Origin of the sequence: Streptococcus sp. HMSC063B03, from assembly GCF_001836965.1 — a bacterium.
Taxonomy (GTDB): domain Bacteria; phylum Bacillota; class Bacilli; order Lactobacillales; family Streptococcaceae; genus Streptococcus; species Streptococcus pneumoniae_F.
The window spans coordinates 223699-244411 of sequence record NZ_KV831064.1; the positions used below are offsets into that span (position 1 = coordinate 223699).

General features: G+C 40.6%; 22 protein-coding genes. 8 read left to right on the forward strand and 14 right to left on the reverse strand.

Annotated features, from left to right (window positions below; genetic code table 11):
* Nucleotides 1–32: 32 nt before the first annotated feature.
* Nucleotides 33–773 (reverse strand): amino acid ABC transporter ATP-binding protein, encoded by a 741-nt coding sequence (locus HMPREF2628_RS09675; protein WP_004254183.1) that lies wholly within the window; start codon nt 771–773, stop codon nt 33–35.
* Entirely contained in the window at nt 773–2938 is a 2166-nt protein-coding gene (locus HMPREF2628_RS09680) for an ABC transporter substrate-binding protein/permease (RefSeq protein ID WP_049487243.1), read from the reverse strand. The genes HMPREF2628_RS09675 and HMPREF2628_RS09680 overlap by 1 nt, the downstream gene beginning before the upstream one ends.
* 170 nt (nt 2939–3108) lie before the next feature.
* Between HMPREF2628_RS09680 and HMPREF2628_RS09685 the strand changes: the two genes are divergently transcribed.
* From HMPREF2628_RS09685 to HMPREF2628_RS09705, 5 genes are all read left to right on the forward strand, one after another.
* The gene (locus HMPREF2628_RS09685; RefSeq protein ID WP_070843028.1) at nt 3109–4062 is read left to right on the forward strand and encodes a CPBP family intramembrane glutamic endopeptidase; all 954 of its coding nucleotides are present in this window, start codon (nt 3109–3111) and stop codon (nt 4060–4062) included.
* Nucleotides 4063–4138: 76 nt separating this feature from the next.
* The gene (uvrB, locus tag HMPREF2628_RS09690) at nt 4139–6127 is read left to right on the forward strand and encodes an excinuclease ABC subunit UvrB (protein WP_070843029.1); all 1989 of its coding nucleotides are present in this window, start codon (nt 4139–4141) and stop codon (nt 6125–6127) included.
* Nucleotides 6128–6136: 9 nt separating this feature from the next.
* The gene (locus HMPREF2628_RS09695; RefSeq protein ID WP_070843030.1) at nt 6137–6763 is read left to right on the forward strand and encodes an NAD(P)H-dependent oxidoreductase; all 627 of its coding nucleotides are present in this window, start codon (nt 6137–6139) and stop codon (nt 6761–6763) included.
* 14 nt (nt 6764–6777) lie between these two features.
* The gene (locus tag HMPREF2628_RS09700; RefSeq protein ID WP_070843031.1) at nt 6778–7266 is read left to right on the forward strand and encodes a GNAT family N-acetyltransferase; all 489 of its coding nucleotides are present in this window, start codon (nt 6778–6780) and stop codon (nt 7264–7266) included.
* A 71-nt stretch (nt 7267–7337) separates the two neighbouring features.
* Nucleotides 7338–7805 (forward strand): 8-oxo-dGTP diphosphatase, encoded by a 468-nt coding sequence (locus HMPREF2628_RS09705; protein ID WP_070843032.1) that lies wholly within the window; start codon nt 7338–7340, stop codon nt 7803–7805.
* Here the strand turns inward: HMPREF2628_RS09705 and HMPREF2628_RS09710 are convergent.
* From HMPREF2628_RS09710 to coaB, 5 genes are all read right to left on the reverse strand, one after another.
* Nucleotides 7802–8317 (reverse strand): transcription repressor NadR, encoded by a 516-nt coding sequence (locus HMPREF2628_RS09710; protein WP_070843033.1) that lies wholly within the window; start codon nt 8315–8317, stop codon nt 7802–7804. The two genes, HMPREF2628_RS09705 and HMPREF2628_RS09710, sit on opposite strands and share 4 nt — an antisense overlap.
* 11 nt (nt 8318–8328) lie before the next feature.
* Entirely contained in the window at nt 8329–8856 is a 528-nt protein-coding gene (locus HMPREF2628_RS09715; RefSeq protein ID WP_070843034.1) for an ECF transporter S component, read from the reverse strand.
* A 175-nt stretch (nt 8857–9031) separates the two neighbouring features.
* A complete protein-coding gene (locus tag HMPREF2628_RS09720) occupies nt 9032–9595 on the reverse strand; it encodes an ECF transporter S component (RefSeq protein WP_000747412.1) in 564 nt (187 codons plus the stop codon).
* Entirely contained in the window at nt 9579–10130 is a 552-nt protein-coding gene (gene coaC / locus HMPREF2628_RS09725; protein ID WP_070843035.1) for a phosphopantothenoylcysteine decarboxylase, read from the reverse strand. The genes HMPREF2628_RS09720 and coaC overlap by 17 nt, the downstream gene beginning before the upstream one ends.
* Before the next feature lie 11 nt (nt 10131–10141).
* The gene (gene coaB, locus HMPREF2628_RS09730; protein ID WP_070843036.1) at nt 10142–10831 is read right to left on the reverse strand and encodes a phosphopantothenate--cysteine ligase; all 690 of its coding nucleotides are present in this window, start codon (nt 10829–10831) and stop codon (nt 10142–10144) included.
* Between the two features lie 226 nt (nt 10832–11057).
* Between coaB and HMPREF2628_RS09735 the strand changes: the two genes are divergently transcribed.
* The 3 genes from HMPREF2628_RS09735 to radC all read left to right on the forward strand — a co-directional run bounded on the left by HMPREF2628_RS09735 (nt 11058) and on the right by radC (nt 15904).
* Entirely contained in the window at nt 11058–12728 is a 1671-nt protein-coding gene (locus HMPREF2628_RS09735; protein WP_070843037.1) for a formate--tetrahydrofolate ligase, read from the forward strand.
* A gap of 161 nt (nt 12729–12889) precedes the next feature.
* Entirely contained in the window at nt 12890–15181 is a 2292-nt protein-coding gene (gene pcrA, locus HMPREF2628_RS09740; protein ID WP_070843038.1) for a DNA helicase PcrA, read from the forward strand.
* 42 nt (nt 15182–15223) lie between these two features.
* A complete protein-coding gene (gene radC / locus HMPREF2628_RS09745; RefSeq protein WP_070843039.1) occupies nt 15224–15904 on the forward strand; it encodes a RadC family protein in 681 nt (226 codons plus the stop codon).
* Here radC and HMPREF2628_RS09750 read toward each other — a convergent pair.
* The 7 genes from HMPREF2628_RS09750 to HMPREF2628_RS09780 form a co-directional block, all read right to left on the reverse strand.
* Complete coding sequence (locus HMPREF2628_RS09750; protein ID WP_070843040.1) at nt 15901–16590, reverse strand: gamma-glutamyl-gamma-aminobutyrate hydrolase family protein; 690 nt, start codon at nt 16588–16590, stop codon at nt 15901–15903. The genes radC and HMPREF2628_RS09750 overlap by 4 nt on opposite strands.
* A 17-nt stretch (nt 16591–16607) precedes the next feature.
* Nucleotides 16608–17249, reverse strand: coding sequence for a redox-sensing transcriptional repressor Rex (locus tag HMPREF2628_RS09755; RefSeq protein ID WP_000653417.1), 642 nt, complete (start codon nt 17247–17249; stop codon nt 16608–16610).
* An 83-nt stretch (nt 17250–17332) separates the two neighbouring features.
* Nucleotides 17333–17548, reverse strand: coding sequence for a DUF4649 family protein (locus tag HMPREF2628_RS09760; RefSeq protein ID WP_000462491.1), 216 nt, complete (start codon nt 17546–17548; stop codon nt 17333–17335).
* 7 nt (nt 17549–17555) lie between these two features.
* On the reverse strand, nt 17556–17903 hold the full coding sequence (locus HMPREF2628_RS09765) for a DUF1831 domain-containing protein (RefSeq protein ID WP_000863540.1): 348 nt from the start codon (nt 17901–17903) through the stop codon (nt 17556–17558).
* A 4-nt stretch (nt 17904–17907) separates the two neighbouring features.
* Nucleotides 17908–19023, reverse strand: a complete 1116-nt coding sequence (locus tag HMPREF2628_RS09770) for a cysteine desulfurase family protein (RefSeq protein ID WP_070843041.1) — start codon at nt 19021–19023, stop codon at nt 17908–17910.
* A gap of 9 nt (nt 19024–19032) precedes the next feature.
* Nucleotides 19033–19992 (reverse strand): ribose-phosphate diphosphokinase, encoded by a 960-nt coding sequence (locus HMPREF2628_RS09775; protein ID WP_070843042.1) that lies wholly within the window; start codon nt 19990–19992, stop codon nt 19033–19035.
* Nucleotides 19993–20103: 111 nt separating this feature from the next.
* The gene (locus HMPREF2628_RS09780) at nt 20104–20673 is read right to left on the reverse strand and encodes a CYTH domain-containing protein (protein WP_070843043.1); all 570 of its coding nucleotides are present in this window, start codon (nt 20671–20673) and stop codon (nt 20104–20106) included.
* Between the last annotated feature and the right edge of the window lie 40 nt (nt 20674–20713).

Genomic DNA, 20713 nt, shown 5'->3' on the forward strand with positions numbered 1-20713 from the left:
AAAAACTGCAAGGAAATCCTTACAGTTTGCGTTTAGACGTTTAAGACCTTGTCCAAGAACTCTTTCAGACGAGGGTGTTGAGGGGTGTCAAAGATTTGATCTGGTGTTCCGTCTTCTAGGAATTCACCGTCTGCAGTAAAGATAACGCGGTTGGCAACCTGACGGGCAAATCCCATCTCATGGGTTACGATAATCATGGTCATACCTTGCTCAGCTAATTCCTTCATAACGTTTAGTACGTCTCCAACCATCTCAGGGTCAAGGGCAGAAGTTGGTTCATCAAAGAGCATGATGTCTGGATTCATTGCAAGTCCACGAGCGATGGCTACACGTTGTTTTTGACCACCTGATAGGCTATCTGGGTTAGCATTAGCTTTATCTGCTAGCCCAACCTTGTCAAGCAACTCCATTCCCAATTTTTCAGCTTCTTCCTTAGTCATCAATTTGTGCTCAATAGGAGCAAAGGTGATGTTGTCCAATACGGACATGTGAGGGAAGAGGTTAAAGTGTTGGAACACCATTCCGATATTTTCACGGACGTGGTCAACATTGGTTGTTTTTTCAGTTAAGTCATAGCCGTTCACAGTGATGTGACCACTAGTGACTTCTTCTAGAAGGTTGAGGCTACGAAGGAAGGTCGATTTACCAGAACCTGAAGGACCGATGATGCAAACAACATCTCCTTCATAGAACTTAGTCGTAATTCCTTTTAAAACCTCATTTTTTCCATAATGTTTGTGTAAATCATTTACATCAATTTTTAATTTTGCCATTAACGAATCCTCTTTTCTAAGCGTTTCGCTAGTCTAGTCAAAAGTGTGATAATTACAAGATAGAAGATAGCAAGGATTGCATACATCTTGAAACTTTGGTAGTTACGGGCGATGATAATCTTACCAGTTTGGAAGAGTTCAACCAAACCGATGGCAGATACGATGGTTGTATCTTTAAGAGCGATAACGAATTGGTTAACAAAGTTTGGCAACATCAATTTAGTTGCTTGTGGCAAGATAATCTTACGCATGGTTTTTCCATAAGAGATACCCAAGCTTCGGCTGGCTTCCATTTGACCAACCGGAACAGCCTGAATACCACCACGAACGATTTCAGCGATATAAGCCGCTGCATTGAGTGAGAGGGCGATAGTACCAGCTACGAAGTCGTTAATTGGACTTTGTTGGCCTGTGATAGACTCGATGAAGTTTGGAATTCCCCAGAAGATAAAGGCTGCAAGAATCATCAATGGAATACCACGGATAACGTCAACGAAAATCTCAGAGATCACACGAAGAGATTTGTAGGGGCTAACGCTAAACATACCAAAGATAATCCCGATGACAATGGCAATAGCAAATGAGATAAGAGCTAGAGCAAGAGTGATACCAAGACCGCTAAGGAGTTGTTTGTAGTTGTTTTGAAGCAAGCCCCAGATAGTTGTTTCGTCAACAGTGCTTGTTGAAGCGGTTGAAGATTCGCTAGCTAGGTATTTGTCAAGAATCTTTTGGAATTCACCGTTTGCTTTAAGGTTTGCAAGTCCATTGTTGAACATTTCAATCAATTCTGGATTTGCTCCTTTTTTAACGGCAAAGGCTGTTTCACCGATTGGAGTTCCAGCGATTGGAGTTTTCAATTTTTGACCTTGGCTGATAGAATATTTGAGAACAGGCTCATCATCCATAACTGCATCAATGGCACCAGTGTTTAAACTGTCATACATTGAAGAACCATCAGCGAAGGTTTTGATTTTGTAGCCGTATTTGCTTTGATTTTCTGTTAGGAAGGTTTGAGAAGCAGTTCCGTTTTTAACACCGACTGTCTTTCCTTTCAAATCTTCATAAGAAGCAATGGTACTTGATTCTTTGACACCAAGGATAGTATTGGCAGTGTAGTATGATTCTGAGAAGTCAAAAGTTGCCTTACGAGCATCTGTGACAGACATACCAGCAATGATACCATCGGCTTGACCAGCTTGGACAGCACTGATAGCAGCATCAAAACCAGGGTTGGTGATTTCAATTTCAAAACCTTGGTCTTTAGCGATTGCCTTAATCAAGTCCATATCAATACCAGTAAATTGGTTACTTGAGTTTTGGAACACAAAAGGTGCAAAAGAAGAATCACTGGCAATGATGTATTTAGCTTTAACAGGAGTTGCTTTTAGACCAGCTGCAGTCGTTGTAGTTGGCACTGCTGAAGATGATGAAGCAGTCCATTTCTTGATGATTTTATCAAGACTACCATCTTTTTTCATTTCAGCCAAGGCTTGGTTAAATTCAGTAACCAGATGCTCGTATTTGCTTCCTTTTTTAACACCGAAAGCAAAACTACCTACAGCTTCCCCATCCATTTCAATATGGAGGTCTTGACCTTGGTTGATGGCATATTCGATAACAGGTTTATCATCCATCATAGCATCGATAGAACCAGCACTCAAGCTGTTGTTCATCAAATCACCAGTGTCAAATGTTTTAATACTAAAGCCGTATTTATCTTTGATACTTTCAAGAAAACGTTGAGCAGCAGTTCCGTTTTTAACACCAACAGTTTTACCCTTTAATTGGTCATACTGACTAATCTTGTGTGACTTTGTGGTTGCAATGACAACTTTTGTATCATAGTAAGTATCAGACATGGTGAAAACTTTTTCACGTTCAGCAGTTTTTGTCATTCCAGCCATGATAGCGTCAGCTTGACCAGCTTGAACCGCATTCACCGCTGCGTCAAATCCAGGATAAGACATCTGAATGTTCCATCCTTTAATCTCAGCGACTTTGTTGATAATGTCAACATCAATTCCTTTATAAGTTTGATCTGAATCTTTAAACTCAAAAGGTGCATAGGCGGTATCAGAAACAATCTTAATCGTTTCAGCTTTGGCAATACCTAATGAGAAAATTGGGAATAAAATTAGCAAAAATGCTAGAAATTTTTTCTTCATTTTTAGTCTCCTTTTCCGAATATTTTCCCATTATATCAGAAAAAGTAAAAAAAGGCAAATTTTTATATTTTTGTGTCAGAAAATGTAACATTGATTTTTCTTTTCTTCCTTGAATTGCTATTAAAAAGTGCTATAATAATAGTATATATAGAAGAAAAGAGGACAGGGATATGAAGAACAAAAGAATATTTAAAGACTTCCAAGCTTCAAAAATGAGTTTAAACATTTACACAAGCCCCTTGTTAGCCTTTGCTTTTGTCTTCATAGGAGAGTTTGTGGCTTTTACTTTGTATGGTATTAGCTTGTTAGCTCTCATCGGACTTGCTAGAAATTTTGGAGAGGCTGGTCAAAATCTTGCAAGCTACTTCCAAAACTTGCTGGCGAGCTTGACGGATAAAACAAGTGACTTTCGTTTAATTTTAGAATTGCTGTCCTTTGGTTTTATCATCTTAACTGTGTTTAGATGGACTAGAAAAGTAGAGAAAAGACCTATTCGAACCTTGGGATTCTATAAAGAAAATTTTTTAAGTGCCTTATTTAAAGGATACGGTCTTGGTCTATCCCTCTTTATACTTGCTTTGGCTGGACTAGTAGTGTTGGGGCAGTATCAATTTGACTCCATTCACTTGGATACTTATTCGCTAGCTTTTACTTTATTTACAATACCTTTTTGGATTTTACAAGGAACGGCAGAAGAATTGGTTACTCGTGCTTGGTTGATTCCACAATTGGCTAAGAGAACCAATCTTAAAGTCGCTATTATCATATCTAGTAGTCTCTTTACCTTACTGCATTTAGGAAATTCAGGCATAACTTTCTTATCTGCAATTGATCTCTTTTTATTTGGGGTTGCCATGTCCCTATATCTTCTTAAAACAGATACCATATGGGGTATAGGTGGTATTCATGGAGCTTGGAATTTTGCACAGGGTAACCTCTTTGGAGTATTAGTTAGTGGTCAGTCTTCAGGAACCTCAATCATGAAATTTACTCCACAAGGCAATCAAGACTGGCTATCTGGTGGGTCTTTTGGTATTGAGGGTTCCATCATGTCCAGTATTATTTTGTTTCTGCTGATTCTTTATCTCGCTTATCAATTAAAGAAAGAAAATGAAAGGATGTGACTTCGGTCTGTCCTTTTCTTCGTGAAAATGATACAAGTATGCTAAAATAGGAATAACACATGGAGAGAGGATTCTTATGATTAACCGCATTACAGATAATCAATTTAAACTAGTATCAAAATATCAACCTTCAGGAGACCAACCTCAAGCTATTGAGCAGTTGGTTGATAATATCGAGGGGGGAGAAAAAGCTCAGATTCTGATGGGGGCGACTGGTACAGGGAAGACCTATACCATGAGTCAAGTCATTTCCAAAGTCAATAAACCAACTCTGGTTATTGCCCACAATAAAACTCTAGCAGGACAGCTCTATGGGGAGTTTAAGGAATTTTTCCCTGAAAATGCAGTTGAGTACTTTGTGTCCTACTATGATTATTACCAGCCAGAGGCCTATGTCCCTTCTAGCGATACCTATATTGAAAAGGATAGCTCTGTCAATGATGAGATTGACAAGCTTCGCCACTCAGCTACCTCAGCCCTTTTGGAGCGTAATGATGTTATCGTCGTAGCTTCCGTTTCTTGTATCTATGGTCTGGGTTCGCCCAAGGAATACGCTGATAGCGTCGTTAGTCTGCGTCCAGGTCTTGAAATTTCTCGTGATAAACTCTTAAATGACTTGGTTGATATTCAGTTTGAGCGAAATGATATTGATTTCCAACGGGGAAGATTTCGTGTGCGTGGGGATGTGGTGGAGATTTTCCCAGCATCTCGTGATGAACACGCCTTTCGAGTAGAATTCTTTGGAGATGAAATTGACCGTATTCGTGAAGTTGAGGCTTTGACAGGTCAGGTGTTGGGAGAAGTGGATCATTTGGCGATTTTCCCAGCTACTCACTTTGTGACTAATGATGACCACATGGAAGTTGCCATTGCCAAGATTCAGGCCGAGTTGGAGGAGCAGTTAGCTGTCTTTGAGAATGAAGGAAAACTGCTGGAAGCCCAGCGTTTGAAACAGCGGACAGAGTATGATATCGAAATGCTGCGTGAGATGGGCTATACCAACGGGGTTGAGAACTATTCACGTCACATGGATGGACGGAGTGAGGGTGAGCCTCCTTATACCCTTCTCGACTTTTTCCCAGATGATTTCTTAATTATGATTGATGAGAGCCACATGACAATGGGGCAAATCAAGGGCATGTACAATGGGGACCGTTCGCGTAAGGAGATGCTGGTTAATTATGGTTTCCGTTTGCCATCAGCTTTGGACAATCGACCTCTCCGTCGTGAAGAGTTTGAAAGCCATGTGCATCAGATTGTTTACGTTTCAGCGACACCTGGTGACTATGAAAATGAACAGACCGAGACAGTGATTGAGCAAATCATTCGTCCGACCGGTCTTTTGGACCCTGAGGTGGAAGTTCGTCCGACTATGGGACAGATTGATGACCTCTTAGGTGAAATCAATGCCCGTGTAGAAAAGAACGAACGAACCTTTATCACAACTTTGACCAAGAAGATGGCAGAAGACTTGACCGACTACTTCAAGGAAATGGGCATCAAGGTCAAGTACATGCACTCGGATATCAAGACCTTGGAACGGACAGAGATTATCCGTGACCTGCGCTTGGGCGTCTTTGACGTCTTGGTCGGAATCAACCTCCTCCGTGAAGGGATTGACGTTCCTGAGGTAAGCTTGGTTGCCATTCTCGATGCTGACAAGGAAGGCTTCCTCCGTAACGAGCGTGGACTCATCCAGACCATTGGACGTGCTGCCCGTAATAGCGAAGGGCATGTCATTATGTATGCGGACACTGTGACTCAGTCTATGCAACGTGCCATCGATGAAACTGCTCGTCGTCGTAAAATCCAGATGGCCTATAATGAAGAACACGGTATTGTGCCTCAGACAATCAAGAAAGAAATCCGTGATCTGATTGCTGTGACCAAGGCAGTTGCTAAGGAAGAGGACAAGGAAGTCGATATCAATAGCCTCAACAAACAAGAACGTAAGGAACTTGTCAAGAAACTAGAAAAACAAATGCAAGAAGCCGTCGAAGTGCTTGACTTTGAACTAGCAGCTCAGATTCGTGATATGATGTTGGAAGTCAAGGCGTTAGATTAGGGGAATTTTATGAATATTTTAGTTATCAATGGACATCCTGATAAAGAAAGTTACTGCCAAGCAATTTTTCAAACGATTGTAGAAAACATAGACTCAAATAGACATGAACTTGAAATGATTAATCTTAATGCAGAAGAGTTTGATCCTGTTTTACGTTATGGTTATCGACAAAGGATGGAGGACGATCCGTTTATTCTACGCTCTCAAGAATTAATCCAGTGGGCAGATCATTTCATTTTTGTTTATCCTATTTGGTGGAGTGGTATGCCTAGTCTATTGAAGGGGTGGATTGATCGTGTTTTTACGCCAGGCATTGCATACTCTGCAAATAATCGAGGAAGCTTTATTTTGAATTACTTGAGAGGTAAACAGTTCAAAAAATTACTAAAAGGAAAAACAGCTAGTATCTATGCAACCTCTATGGCACCAACTTGGTGGTACAAAGTATTTTCTGGTCCGATTAATATTCCAGACAGTTATGGAATATCAGTATTAAAGAATGCTGTCCTGAATCATTGCGGTATCAAAACAAAGAGGGTTTCAATCTTAGGAGAGTTAGGACGTGAAGTGAATACAAGTTCAACAAGAGAAAAATTTCTACAAAAAGTAGCAAAGGAAGTCAGACTGTTGGATTAAGGAGAAGAAAATAAATGACGGTTGTTATCAAATCAATGGAAACTCCTGAAGAGATAGAAAGTAAATCTCTCGTTCACTGGAAAGCGTGGAGAGAGGCTTATGACGACCTTTTGCCTGCAGAATTTCAGGAGACAATGACATTGGAAAGGTGTCGATTCTTTAGTCAAAAGTATCCAGAAAATACATTGATTGCGATAGATGGCATGAAGGTAGTTGGTTTTATCAGTTATGGCAACTTTCGTGATGAGACTATTCAAGCTGGTGAAATTATTGCTTTATATGTTTTAAAAGACTATTACGGAAAAGGTATCGCACAAAAGTTAATGAAAGCAGCTTTGACTGATCTTGATCATTTTTCTGAAATATTCTTATGGGTATTGAAAGATAATAAGCGCGCCATTGCTTTCTATCAAAAAATGGGCTTTACTTTTGATGGACAAGAAAAGATACTTGAACTTGGAAAGCCTATAAAGGAAAAACGGATGGTATTCTATTCTAAATAATTTTAAAAAGTAGAAGCTAATGGTACTGGTACTAAGTCTAAAATTTAATAAATTAGAAAGCGAGTAAATTTATGTCCCGTTCCCAATTAACGATTTTAACAAATATTTGCCTGATTGAAGATCTCGAAACTCAGCGCGTGGTAATGCAGTATCGCTCTCCTGAAACTAATCGCTGGTCAGGTTATACCTTTCCAGGAGGCCATGTAGAAAACGGCGAGTCTTTCGCAGAGTCTGTCATTCGTGAAATCTATGAAGAAACAGGGTTGACTATTCAAAATCCTCAACTTGTTGGAATTAAAAATTGGCCACTAGATACAGGTGGGCGATATATTGTCGTTTGTTATAAGGCGACTGAGTTTACTGGAACTCTTCAATCTTCAGAAGAGGGAGAAGTTTCTTGGGTGCAAAAAGACCAGATTCCAAACTTGGATCTGGCCTATGATATGCTACCCTTGATGGAGATGATGGAAGCTCCGGACAAATCTGAATTTTTCTACCCTCGCCGTACAGAAGACGATTGGGAAAAGAAAATTTTCTAGTCTTTTACTAAATAACCGAGCTGATCCAAGGCCTCCTCGATATAGCGGAGGTCTTGTTGTGTTTCAGCTTCGACTAGGTGGTAATGGATCCCATCTGTCAATTCAGACAGAGGTCTAAAATCTGAATGCTCGACTTGTTCTAGAAAATGTTGCACATCTCTGCGACAAGACAGTTTTAGCAAGGTTTCAATTTCTCCATAAACGGGATGGTCAATCAAGGTATTTTGAACACGTCCACCATTATCTACGATAGCAAGGAGTTCTTGACCGATTTCTTCAACTTCATGTTTCACTTTGAAAAGTTTGTGAACATAAGGATTGGTTTCAATTTGCTTATAGACGTAGCCACGATTAGTGGATAGGATAGGAGCTCCATCGGCTCTCAAAATTGCAATGTCCTGCACAATGACCTGACGTGTGACATGAAAATGTTCCGCCAAACTTTGGCCGTTGAGGGCTTTAGGAGCTTCTTTCAAGAGTTGGAGCAGGGCTTGTTTGCGATCTTTTGTCATAGCTTTTCCTTTTAACGGCGTTTTCGAAGCACTTTATAGACAGCTAGTGCTAATGTATAGTCTACCATACTATGGATAATTGTGCCAAATCCAACTAGAACAAAGAGAACATAAAACATATTTTCTATATTGGTACCGGAAGTGGCGTAAAAAACGACACAGGCTAATACTTCAGCAAGGGCATGGATAATCGCTAAAACAAAGTTAAAAATCCAGGAAGATTTTGGTTTATCTAGGGTATCGGGGAATTTTTGTAGGTAAAGAGCCCCCAAAGTCCCAAAAAAGATATGGGAAAAAGCTCGAAAAACGATAACCATGGGATAGCCAGCCATCAAAAATCCAAAACTAGAGGCTAGAATGACAAAAACTGCCATCAAGGGCGACAAGAACATAGCGATAAAAATAGCGATGTGACTCCCCAAAGTATAGGAAGCAGGAGGAATGACAATCTTAAAAGGCATAACAATTGGAATCAAAATCGCAATAGCCGTTAAAAGGGCAGTCATTGTCATAAATTGTGTCTTTTTCCGTGTATTCATAAGAATCTCCTTTTTATCTGTATATACACTAGTATAGTACAATAAACAAGACAATAAAGCAAGGATTTACTTGGGTTTATTTGCTCTTTTAAGTTAAATATTAGTAAAGGGTTCACTAAAAAGAAACTACCTCAAACAAAATCTCCACCTTCAGGTTTGAAAGTGGAGATTGTTTTTATTTCTTCAAAGTTTGTAGTCGTGGAACAATAGCTAGGGTTAGAACTGCGGAAATGACTAATTCAGCAATTGAATTTGTTGAAATAACGGTTGCTAAGAGTTTTTGGATATTACCATCAAAGACATTTCCAAAAAGGTAGAAAATTCCACCAAGTACAAAGACTGTATTGGTAAGTGAACCAAGGGCACCAGCTAGAATCAGACCTGTCTTGTTTTTCATCAGTTTATAGACTAGATAAGGAGTTAAACCAATCAGAATACGTGGGACGATGGCAATGATAGCTGAGTAGATGTTCCCGTTTGGTACGAATGGGGAGAAGAGGTAGCTTGTTGGTAGAATTGTAATCGTATTAACTGTCAAACTAAGTAGCCCCATCAAAAATCCAAGTGTAACCCCAACGCGTGGACCGTAAATAATGCTGGCAATAATGACAGGAATATGAACGATGGTCGGTTTGATTGGGAATGGAAAAAGGTTAAAGATAAGTGAGCTCAGAAAGTGTATCACGAGCATGGTTGCAAAAAAGATAGCAATAGGTGCAATGTTAGAGCGTTTTTTCATCGAGAGTTTCCTTTATTCTTTCTAAAATAATTGTGAGGTCGGCTAAAGCTCCTCGTCCATGGTCGCCACAAGCTAGTAGGGATTCCTTAGGAGCAATCAGCTGATAGCCGTAGCTTTCTAATGTTTTCAGATTAGCCTGAGTTGCCGGATGGTCATACATTTTTGTATTCATTGCTGGTGCGATGAGTTTTGGGATATGACTTGGCAAGGCTAGAGCCGTACTGGTCACCATGTTGTCCGCAAAGCCAAGGGCTAGTTTTGCGATAGTGTTAGCAGTTGCAGGGGCCACGATGAATACATCCGCCTTTTTTCCAAGTTCGATATGATTAACCTGTTCAGGATAGGGTTCCTTCATGACATCCAGGTGGACAGGATTCTGTGATAATACCTGTAGAGTCAAAGGTTGGATAAACTCTGTAGCAGCCTGAGTCATTAAAACAGTGACTTGATGGCCTTGTTTTTTTAGAGAACTGACTAAATCTGCCGACTTGTAAGAGGCGATAGACCCCGTTACAGCCAAGAGAATATTTGCCATAGCTTTCCTTTCTATGAATTATAGGCTTGAATTTTTTCAAGGAGGAGTTCTGCAATTTCTTCTTTAGTCTGGACTGTTTGAAGCTGATCTTTTTCAACAAAGATTGCACGATGCTGGTTTGCTGAAATTTGAGTCAGGTCATTTGCGATAATCAAGTCAGCTTGGTTCTTGATAAGACTTTTTCTAGCAATGTCAACCAGATGATCTTCGTTAACATCAACCAGCAGTTTGAAACCAATCAGATGAATAGCAGGATTCCATTCCTTGACTAGAGAGATGATTTTGGGTGTTTTTTTCAGAAACAAAACTTGAACCTCATCAGTTGAAGAAATCTTAGCTTGATGATTCTGCTTGCTTAAAAATTCTTCTAGATTGGAGCTAGCCTGAACTTCCTCCATCCCCGTCATATAAACAGGAGTGTAGTCAGATACAGCCATTGAGTGAATCAAGATCTGATAATCCTTAACACGTTCTTGCATTTCAAGGAGAAGGTCCTTGGTATTGTTAATTTCTATAATACTTAGGTTGGGATGGGCTTCTGGCCTCAGAGCTCGTTTTGTAGTAATTAAACAAACTTCATGTCCTGCAGCAAGCAAGGTTTCTGTGATGATTTTGCCCAAACGACCTGTAGAATGGTTAGTGATAGAGCGGACGCTATCGATAGCTTCACTGGTACCGCCCGATGTAACTAAAATTTTCATAGCACTATTGTACACAAAAATAAACGGTAAGTAAAATGAAAGTGATAAAATTTTGGTAAAAGGAAAGAATATAGTTTCAAACTATAAAGCCATATAAAATTTAAGAAAGGGCTCTAAAAATCTCAAAAACAAGGGATATTTACGAACGTTTAGAGAATTTAAGGGTGTTAAAAATCTTGTTTTGTGTTATAATGAATTATCATATAAGAGGTTAGAGGAGTTTTGAATGAAAACAGATATTGAAATCGCACAGAGTATTGAGTTGAAGCCAATCGTTGATGTTGTAGAGAAACTTGGTATTTCTTACGACGATTTGGAGTTGTACGGAAAGTACAAGGCTAAGCTCAGCTTTGATAAAATTCGTGCAGTTGAGAGCAATCTAGTTGGGAAATTGATTTTGGTGACTGCCATCAACCCAACACCTGCAGGTGAAGGAAAATCAACTATTACCATTGGTCTTGCGGATGCCTTGAACAAGATTGGCAAGAAAACCATGATCGCTATTCGCGAACCATCTCTTGGTCCAGTAATGGGTATTAAGGGAGGTGCTGCAGGAGGTGGTTACGCTCAAGTTCTGCCAATGGAAGACATCAACCTACACTTTACGGGGGACATGCATGCCATTACGACTGCCAACAATGCGCTTTCTGCCTTGATTGACAACCACTTACACCAAGGAAATGAGTTGGGAATTGACCAACGTCGTATCCTCTGGAAACGTGTAGTGGACTTGAATGATCGTGCTCTTCGCCATGTGACCGTTGGACTTGGTGGCCCTTTAAATGGTATTCCTCGTGAGGATGGCTTTGACATTACCGTCGCTTCCGAAATCATGGCGATTCTTTGCTTGGCAACGGATATCGAGGACTTGAAACGCCGTTTGGCTAATATCGTTATCGGTTATCGCTATGACCGTACACCTGTTTCTGTAGGTGATTTGCAGGTTGAAGGTGCCTTAGCATTGATTTTGAAGGATGCTATTAAGCCAAACCTGGTTCAGACAATTTATGGAACACCTGCCTTTGTGCACGGTGGTCCATTTGCCAATATTGCTCACGGATGTAACTCTGTCTTAGCAACAAGCACAGCCCTTCACCTGGCTGATTACACAGTTACTGAAGCTGGTTTTGGTGCAGACCTTGGTGCCGAGAAATTCCTTGATATTAAGACGCCAAACTTGCCAACATCTCCAGATGCAGTAGTTATTGTCGCAACCCTTCGTGCCCTTAAGATGAATGGTGGTGTGGCTAAAGACGCTTTGACAGAGGAAAATGTGGAGGCGGTTCGTGCCGGTTTTGCTAACTTGAAACGCCACGTTGAAAATATCCGTAAGTTCGGTATTCCTGCAGTTGTTGCGATTAACGAATTTGTATCTGATACAGAAGCTGAAATTGCAGCCTTGAAAGAACTCTGTGCCTCAATTGATGTTCCAGTTGAGCTGGCTAGTGTCTGGGCTGATGGTGCCGAAGGTGGAGTAGCTCTTGCTGAAACGGTGGTTAAGACAATTACTGAAAGCCCAGCTAATTACAAACGTTTGTATGACAATGACCTTTCTGTTCAAGAAAAGATTGAAAAGATTGTTACTGAAATCTACCGTGGTAGTAAAGTGAACTTTGAGAAGAAAGCTCAAACACAAATCGCTCAAATCGTTCAAAACGGTTGGGACAAATTGCCAATCTGTATGGCTAAGACCCAGTATAGCTTCTCAGACAATCCAAATGCACTTGGAGCACCTGAAAACTTTGAAATTACCATTCGTGAATTGGTACCAAAATTAGGTGCAGGCTTCATCGTTGCCTTAACTGGCGATGTCATGACCATGCCAGGCCTACCAAAACGTCCAGCAGCTCTCAACATGGATGTTGAAAGCGATGGAACTGTTCTAGGCTTGTTCTAGTATATTGCAATTGACTTTAAATGAGTTTGGAAATAATATCCAAGCTCATTTTTTATCTAGATATAAGAAGTTGCCTTCTACACGTAACCAGTCTAGGTAAAGATATTTTCCCTGAATTCTGATATAATAGAAATATTGACTTCAAGAGTAAGGAAGAGAAGATGAACGCATTATTAAATGGAATGAATGACCGTCAGGCTGAGGCGGTGCAAACGACAGAGGGTCCCTTGTTAATCATGGCAGGGGCTGGTTCTGGGAAGACCCGAGTTTTGACCCACCGTATTGCTTATTTGATTGATGAAAAGATGGTCAATCCATGGAATATCTTGGCCATTACCTTTACTAATAAGGCTGCGCGTGAGATGAAAGAGCGTGCTTATAGCCTCAATCCAGCTACTCAGGATTGTCTGATTGCGACCTTCCACTCCATGTGCGTTCGTATTTTGCGTCGCGATGCGGATCATATTGGCTACAATCGTAATTTTACAATTGTTGATCCTGGTGAACAACGAACGCTCATGAAACGCATTCTTAAGCAGTTGAACCTGGATCCTAAAAAATGGAATGAACGAACTATTTTGGGGACCATTTCCAATGCTAAGAATGATTTGATTGATGATGTGGCTTATGCTGCCCAAGCTGGCGATATGTATGCGCAAATCGTGGCCCAGTGTTACACTGCTTACCAAAAAGAATTGCGTCAGTCGGAGTCGGTTGACTTTGATGATTTGATTATGCTGACCTTGCGTCTCTTTGATCAAAATCCGGATGTCTTGACCTACTACCAGCAGAAGTTTCAGTACATCCATGTTGATGAGTACCAAGATACCAACCACGCTCAGTACCAACTAGTCAAACTCTTGGCTTCCCGTTTTAAAAATATCTGTGTGGTTGGGGATGCGGACCAGTCTATCTACGGTTGGCGTGGTGCTGATATGCAGAATATCTTGGACTTCGAAAAGGATTATCCACAAGCCAAGGTTGTTTTGTTAGAGGAGAATTACCGCTCAACTAAAACCATTCTCCAAGCGGCCAACGAGGTCATTAAAAACAATAAAAATCGCCGTCCCAAGAATCTCTGGACTCAAAATGCTGATGGGGAACAAATCGTTTACTATCGTGCCAATGATGAGCTAGATGAGGCTGTATTTGTAGCCAGAACTATCGATGAACTTGGTCGCAACCAAAAATTCCTTCACAAGGATTTTGCAGTTCTCTATCGTACTAACGCCCAGTCTCGTACTATTGAGGAAGCCCTGCTCAAGTCAAACATTCCTTATACCATGGTTGGTGGGACAAAGTTCTACAGCCGTAAGGAAATCCGAGATATTATCGCTTACCTCAACCTCATTGCCAATTTGAGTGACAATATCAGTTTTGAGCGCATTATCAACGAGCCTAAACGTGGAATTGGGCCAGGAACGGTTGAGAAAATCCGTGACTTTGCGAATATGCAAGACATGTCTATGCTAGATGCTTCAGCTAATATCATGTTGTCTGGGATCAAAGGTAAGGCAGCCCAGTCTATCTGGGATTTCGCCAATATGATTCTAGATTTACGAGAGCAGCTAGATCAATTAAATATTACAGAGTTGGTTGAGGCTGTCCTTGAAAAAACAGGTTACGTCGATATTCTAAATGCTCAAGCGACCTTAGAAAGCAAGGCTAGGGTTGAAAATATCGAAGAGTTCCTTTCTGTAACGAAAAACTTTGATGACACCTCTGATGAGCCAGAAGAGGAAACTGGTCTGGATAAGCTGAGTCGTTTCTTAAATGACTTGGCTTTGATTGCGGACACAGATTCAGGTAGTCAGGAGACATCAGAAGTTACCCTAATGACCCTGCATGCTGCCAAAGGTCTCGAGTTTCCAGTTGTCTTTTTGATTGGGATGGAAGAAAATGTCTTTCCACTTAGCCGTGCGGCTGAAGATCAAGATGAACTGGAAGAAGAGCGCCGTCTAGCCTATGTAGGTATCACGCGTGCAGAGAAAATTCTCTATCTGACCAATGCTAACTCGCGCTTACTTTTTGGTCGTACCAACTACAACCGTCCGACTCGTTTTATTAACGAAATCAGTTCAGACTTGCTTGAGTATCAAGGATTGGCTCGTCCAGCAAATACAAGCTTTAAGGCATCTTATAGCAGTGGTGATCTTGCCTTCGGTCAAGGTATGAGTCTTGCGCAGGCTCTTCAAGACCGTAAACGCAGTGCAGCACCAAAAACTATCCAGTCAAGCGGCCTTCCATTTGGTCAATTTACGGCTGGTGCAAAATCAGCGTCTAGCGAGACAAATTGGTCTATTGGTGACATTGCCCTCCACAAGAAATGGGGAGAGGGAACTGTTCTGGAAGTTTCAGGTAGCGGTGCTACGCAGGAATTGAAAATCAATTTCCCAGAAGTAGGTTTGAAAAAGCTTTTAGCTAGTGTAGCCCCAATTGAGAAAAAAATCTAATTTTCCATCCTTCTCACGAATAATAAAGTGAGGAGGATTTTTATGTACAGTATTTCATTCCAAGAAGATTCATTATTGCCAAGAGAAAGGCTGGCAAAAGAAGGAGTAGAAGCGCTCAGTAATCAAGAGTTGCTAGCTATTTTACTTAGGACAGGAACACGTCAAGCCAGCGTTTTTGAAATTGCCCAGAAAGTTTTGAACAACCTTTCAAGCCTAACGGATTTGAAAAAAATGACCCTGCAGGAATTGCAGAGTCTGTCTGGTATCGGTCGTGTTAAGGCCATAGAATTGCAAGCCATGATTGAACTTGGGCATCGTATTCACAAACACGAGACTCTTGAGATGGAAAGTATTCTCAGTAGCCAAAAGTTGGCCAAGAAGATGCAGCAGGAATTGGGACATAAAAAACAAGAGCACCTGGTGGCGCTCTATCTCAATACTCAAAATCAAATCATCCATCAACAGACCATTTTTATCGGTTCTGCAACTCGTAGTATTGCTGAGCCGCGAGAGATTCTTCACTATGCTATCAAGCATATGGCGACTTCTCTCATCTTGGTTCACAACCATCCTTCAGGAGCGGTAGCGCCTAGCCGAAATGATGATCATGTTACAAAACTTGTCAAAGATGCTTGTGACCTGATGGGGATTGTCCTCTTGGACCATTTGATTGTCTCACATTCTAGTTACTTTAGTTATCGTGAAAAAACAGATTTAATCTAAAGTTCATTAACGACATAGTCAAAGAGGTTTTTATCTTTGGGACGATTTTCAAATAGAAATTCTGGATGCCATTGGACACCGAGAAAGGCGAAATCATCCGTACTCATGACAGCTTCAATGATACCATCTTTAGGATCATGGGCCGCAATCTTTAAATTTGGTGCTAAATCCTTGATACTCTGGTGGTGGAAGGAGTTGATATGGGAGATTTCTCCATAGATTTCTCGAAGAACTGTATCAGGTTCTGTCACTAAGCGTTGAGTTGTGTACTCAGCAGAACAATCCTGCCAATGGTCTTCGATATCTTGGTACAAAGTTCCACCCATGGCAACGTTAAAGAGTTGTGTTCCACGGCAGACAGAAAAAATTGGCTTTTTCTGTTTAATTGCTTCCTTGATGAGGGCCAGTTCGAAGATATCTCTTTGATGGTGGTAGTCATCGCTATCAATGGTTTTTGGTTCACCATAGAATTTTGGATCAACATTTTGCCCACCTGTCAAGATGAGCTTGTCAATCATACTGATATAGTGGCTAGCCATTTCTTGATCACCAATCGGTAGGATGATGGGAATCCCTCCAGCGTCTTTAACGCCTTCAACAAAGCCTTTTGCTACGTAGCTCATCATGATGTCATCATCTGGATGAGTTTTTTCGTTTCCTGTAATCCCAATAACTGGTTTTTTCATAAAATGATTTTCGCTTTCTAATCCTCTTTTCGCATGAAGTAGAGGAGGGTTTGGAGTTCACTTGTCAAATCAACATACTGAACGACCACGTCTTTTGGTAAATGCAGATGGACTGGTGAAAAACTGAGAATTCCTTTTACGCCAGCATCAACCAATAGATTAGCAACTTCTTGTGACTTGACGCTGGGAACGGTCAGGATAGCAGTCTTGACATCAGCATCCTTGATTTTATCCTTGATTTGAGAAATTCCGTAAATAGGAATCCCATCAGGAGTTTGGGTTCCAACTTCGGGATGGTCATCTAGGTCAAAGGCCATGATAATCTTCATCTTGTTGCGCTCATGGAAGCGGTAGTGGAGAAGGGCATGGCCCATATTTCCAATACCTACCAGCATGACATTGGTGATGGAGTTATCATTGAGCAAATCGGCAAAAAATGTCATCAGTTTTTTGACATCATAGCCAAATCCACGCCGACCTAGTTCACCAAAATAGGAAAAATCCCGACGTACGGTCGCTGAATCAATACCGATAGCCTCTGCAATTTGCTTAGAGTTGGCACGTTCAATCTTTTCTGCATGAAATCTCTTAAAAATTCGATAGTAGAGAGAGAGTCTTTTCGCTGTAGCTTTTGGAATAGCAGACTGTTTATCTTTCACAAAATCACAACCTTTCTATTCTTCTATTTTATAGAAACATTGTGAAAAAATCAACAAAAACAAGAAAAAAACTAAGAAAAATCTTAGTTTTGATGTAAAAAATCTGCATGTGATAGAAAACGGTAGAGGTCTCCGACCAGTCCTTGGTAAACTTCTTGCCCTTTAAAGGTCAAAGAAGTTACATAAAGTGTATCTGGCAGAGTCACACATCCTGACAGAGCCAGCATGAGAGCCTCATAATCCTCATACTTGAGAGTGCGCTCTACATGATAGCTATCCTTATAGGTCAGTTCAAACATATGGAACCTATCTTTCTGATTTTGTAAAGACACCACGTTCTACCAAGCTATCCATGAGGAAATAGAATTTTTCCTGATGAATGTGGTGGTCTTCTGATTTGAAAATATCAACTAGACGTAGCCCAAACTTGTCAGTGATATTGATTTTAGCACCTGTAAGTTCCTTGTTAATGATGATTTTGAGCTGGAATCCCTCACCGCTGTTCGGAACTTTTTCCAAAAGGCGAGTCAATTCATAGTTACCAACCTTAGTCTCAAAAAAGGTGTTGTCCTTAAGGGTGAATTTTTTAACAGAAGGGCTAAGAGTGTAGTCGTAGCGACAATTTTTTAACTGAATGGTTTTTTCAAATGCCATATGGCTAACCTCCGATAATTTCTTTTAAGGTTTTTGCGAGGGTATGTAGGTCTTCAACAGTATTTTCTGGCGACAAACTGATACGAACGGCTTCCTTCAAGCGTTCTGAATTTGCCCCGTACATGGCTTCAAGAACATGGCTGGATTGTACAATGCCTGCAGTGCAGGCTGAACCAGTAGAGATTGAAATTCTAGCCAAATCTAGACGAAGGAGTAAGAGGTCATTTTTCTGTCCAGGAAATCCAATATTGAGAACATAAGGGAGATGGTGATCGCCTCTATTCAGGTAATACTGAACTTCCTCTAGCTCTGTCAGAAAGGCAGTTTCTAGATTTTGTACATGTTGAAAATGTTCTTCTTGTTTTTCAAGGTCTTCTTTTAGGGCTGCAACCATGCCTACGATGGCAGCTAAATTTTCAGTTCCTGCACGTTTTTTCTGTTCTTGGTCTCCGCCATGAAGATAGGAATCAAAGTCCATGCTTGATGCGTAGAGAAAGCCGATTCCCTTAGGGCCATGGAATTTATGGGCAGAAGCAGTGAGAAAATCAATGCCCAATTCTTCTGGGTGTATAGGGATTTTACCAATAACCTGAACTGCATCGACATGATAGGCAGCAGGGTGTTGTTTGATTATTCGGCCAATTTCAGCAATGGGCAGTAGGTTTCCCGTCTCATTATTGGCAAACATGGTAGAAACCAAAATTGTATCATCACGTAAAGCTTTTTGAATCTGTTGGGCTGTGATTTCTTGATTTTCTGGTTGGATAATGGTTGCTTCAAAACCAAAGTGTTGAACCAAGTAATCAATCGTTTCAAGGACGGCATGGTGCTCAATAGCAGTTGTGATGATATGTTTTCCTTGTTCTTGATGACGAAGACAGTAGCCAATGATAGCAGTATTGTTGCCTTCAGTCCCACCAGAAGTGAAAAAGATATGTTGAGGTTTTGTCCCAAGTAACTGAGCTAGTTCCTGACGGGCTTCTCTCAAGAGTTTGCCAGCTTGACGACCATGACCATGGATACTAGAAGGATTTCCATAGGTTTCTTGCATAACCTTGGTCATAGCTGAAATAGCAACTGCTGACATAGGAGTCGTCGCAGCATTGTCCAAATAAATCAAAGAATCACCTTATTTCTTTTTGTTGTAAGCAAAGAGTGGGCTGACTGGTTTTCTTTCGTGAATACGGACGATGGCATCACCAATCAACTCACTAGCAGTGATGTAGCATACGTTTTTAGGAGTTTTTTCTTTTGTTGCTACTGAATCAGTCACAAGAATTTCTTTAATCTTAGTATTATTAAGAAGTTCAGCAGCACCTTCAACGAAGAGACCGTGGCTAGAAACAGCATAAATTTCTGTAGCCCCTTCACGTTCAACGATTTTAGCAGCTTCAGAGAAGGTACGTCCTGTATTTAAAATATCGTCAATCAAGATGGCTTTTTTACCTTCAACATCACCGATGATATAGCCTTCGTTGCGAGTTGCATCGTCTTGTGGGTAATCGATAATGGCGATAGGAGCATCAAGATATTCAGCCAAGCTACGAGCGCGTTTGACACCTGAATTTTTAGGACTGACGACAACAACATCTGACCCAAGTAAGCCCTTATCGCAATAATGTTTTGCAAATAGGGGGACTGTGAAGAGGTTATCAACAGGAATATCAAAGAATCCTTGAACTTGAACGGCATGCAAATCAAGCGTAAGGATACGATCGACACCAGCCTTAACTAGCATATTGGCAACTAGTTTTGCTGTAAGTGGCTCGCGAGGTGAAGCGATGCGGTCTTGACGTGCATAGCCAAAATATGGAAGAACAACGTTGATGCTGTGGGCACTTGCACGCACACAAGCGTCGACCATGATAAGCAATTCCATTAGGTGGTTGTTAACAGGGAAACTTGTTGATTGGATGATGTACACATCATAACCACGGACACTTTCTTCAATATTTACTTGAATTTCTCCGTCTGAAAATTGACGTGATGATAGTTTTCCAAGTGGGACACCAACAGCTTGAGCAATTTTCTGTGCAATTTCTTGGTTAGAGTTGAGTGCGAAAAGTTTCATGTTTTTTCTATCTGACATTATAGACCGTCCTCTGTAAACTTTTTAAATCCTAGTCCTATCTGCCTAGCCTATACGAACTGGGATTTTTGTATTTTATCTTTTCTATTTTACCAAAAAATGGGGATTATTTCAGCTATTTTTCATGCTTTTGACAAATCGGACCAATTTTGAGGGAGCTTTTTGATAATCAATCTGATTTTCCTCTAAAAATTGCTGGAAATCTTGTTTCCCTTGCTCGTGATTTTCCACTTCAAGCTCTAATTCGTAATCTGTCATATCAAAGTACTGACTTTTATCCAGCGCCATGAGACCAATAGCTGTTTGCATTTCATAGCGAAGTGTCGTTAGACAACCAAGAATCTGCCATTCACTAGTTTTAATACCATGTTTCGCCAATTCATCCAGTACTAGCCCTTGAGGAAGTTCTTCCTTGCTCAGATAGTTTTCAGCATCTTTTAGTTGCAATTTTTGGTTGTATTCCATGTTTCCAACACTTTGCGGGACTTTGAGTGTCAATTCTGCCCAGTCTTCAAAGGTTCGAATGCGCATAGCAACTTTCTTTTCTCGCAGCTCAAAATCAGGTGTGTCTATGTAGTAATTTTTTTGAAGAACAGGAGTGACGTCTGTGAACTGGGATTTTAGACGATTGTATTCATCTTTTTTCAAGAGTGTTTTCAATTCAATTTCTAAATGTTTCATTTTTCTTACCTTTTCTTTATCTATGAAAGCGGATTATATG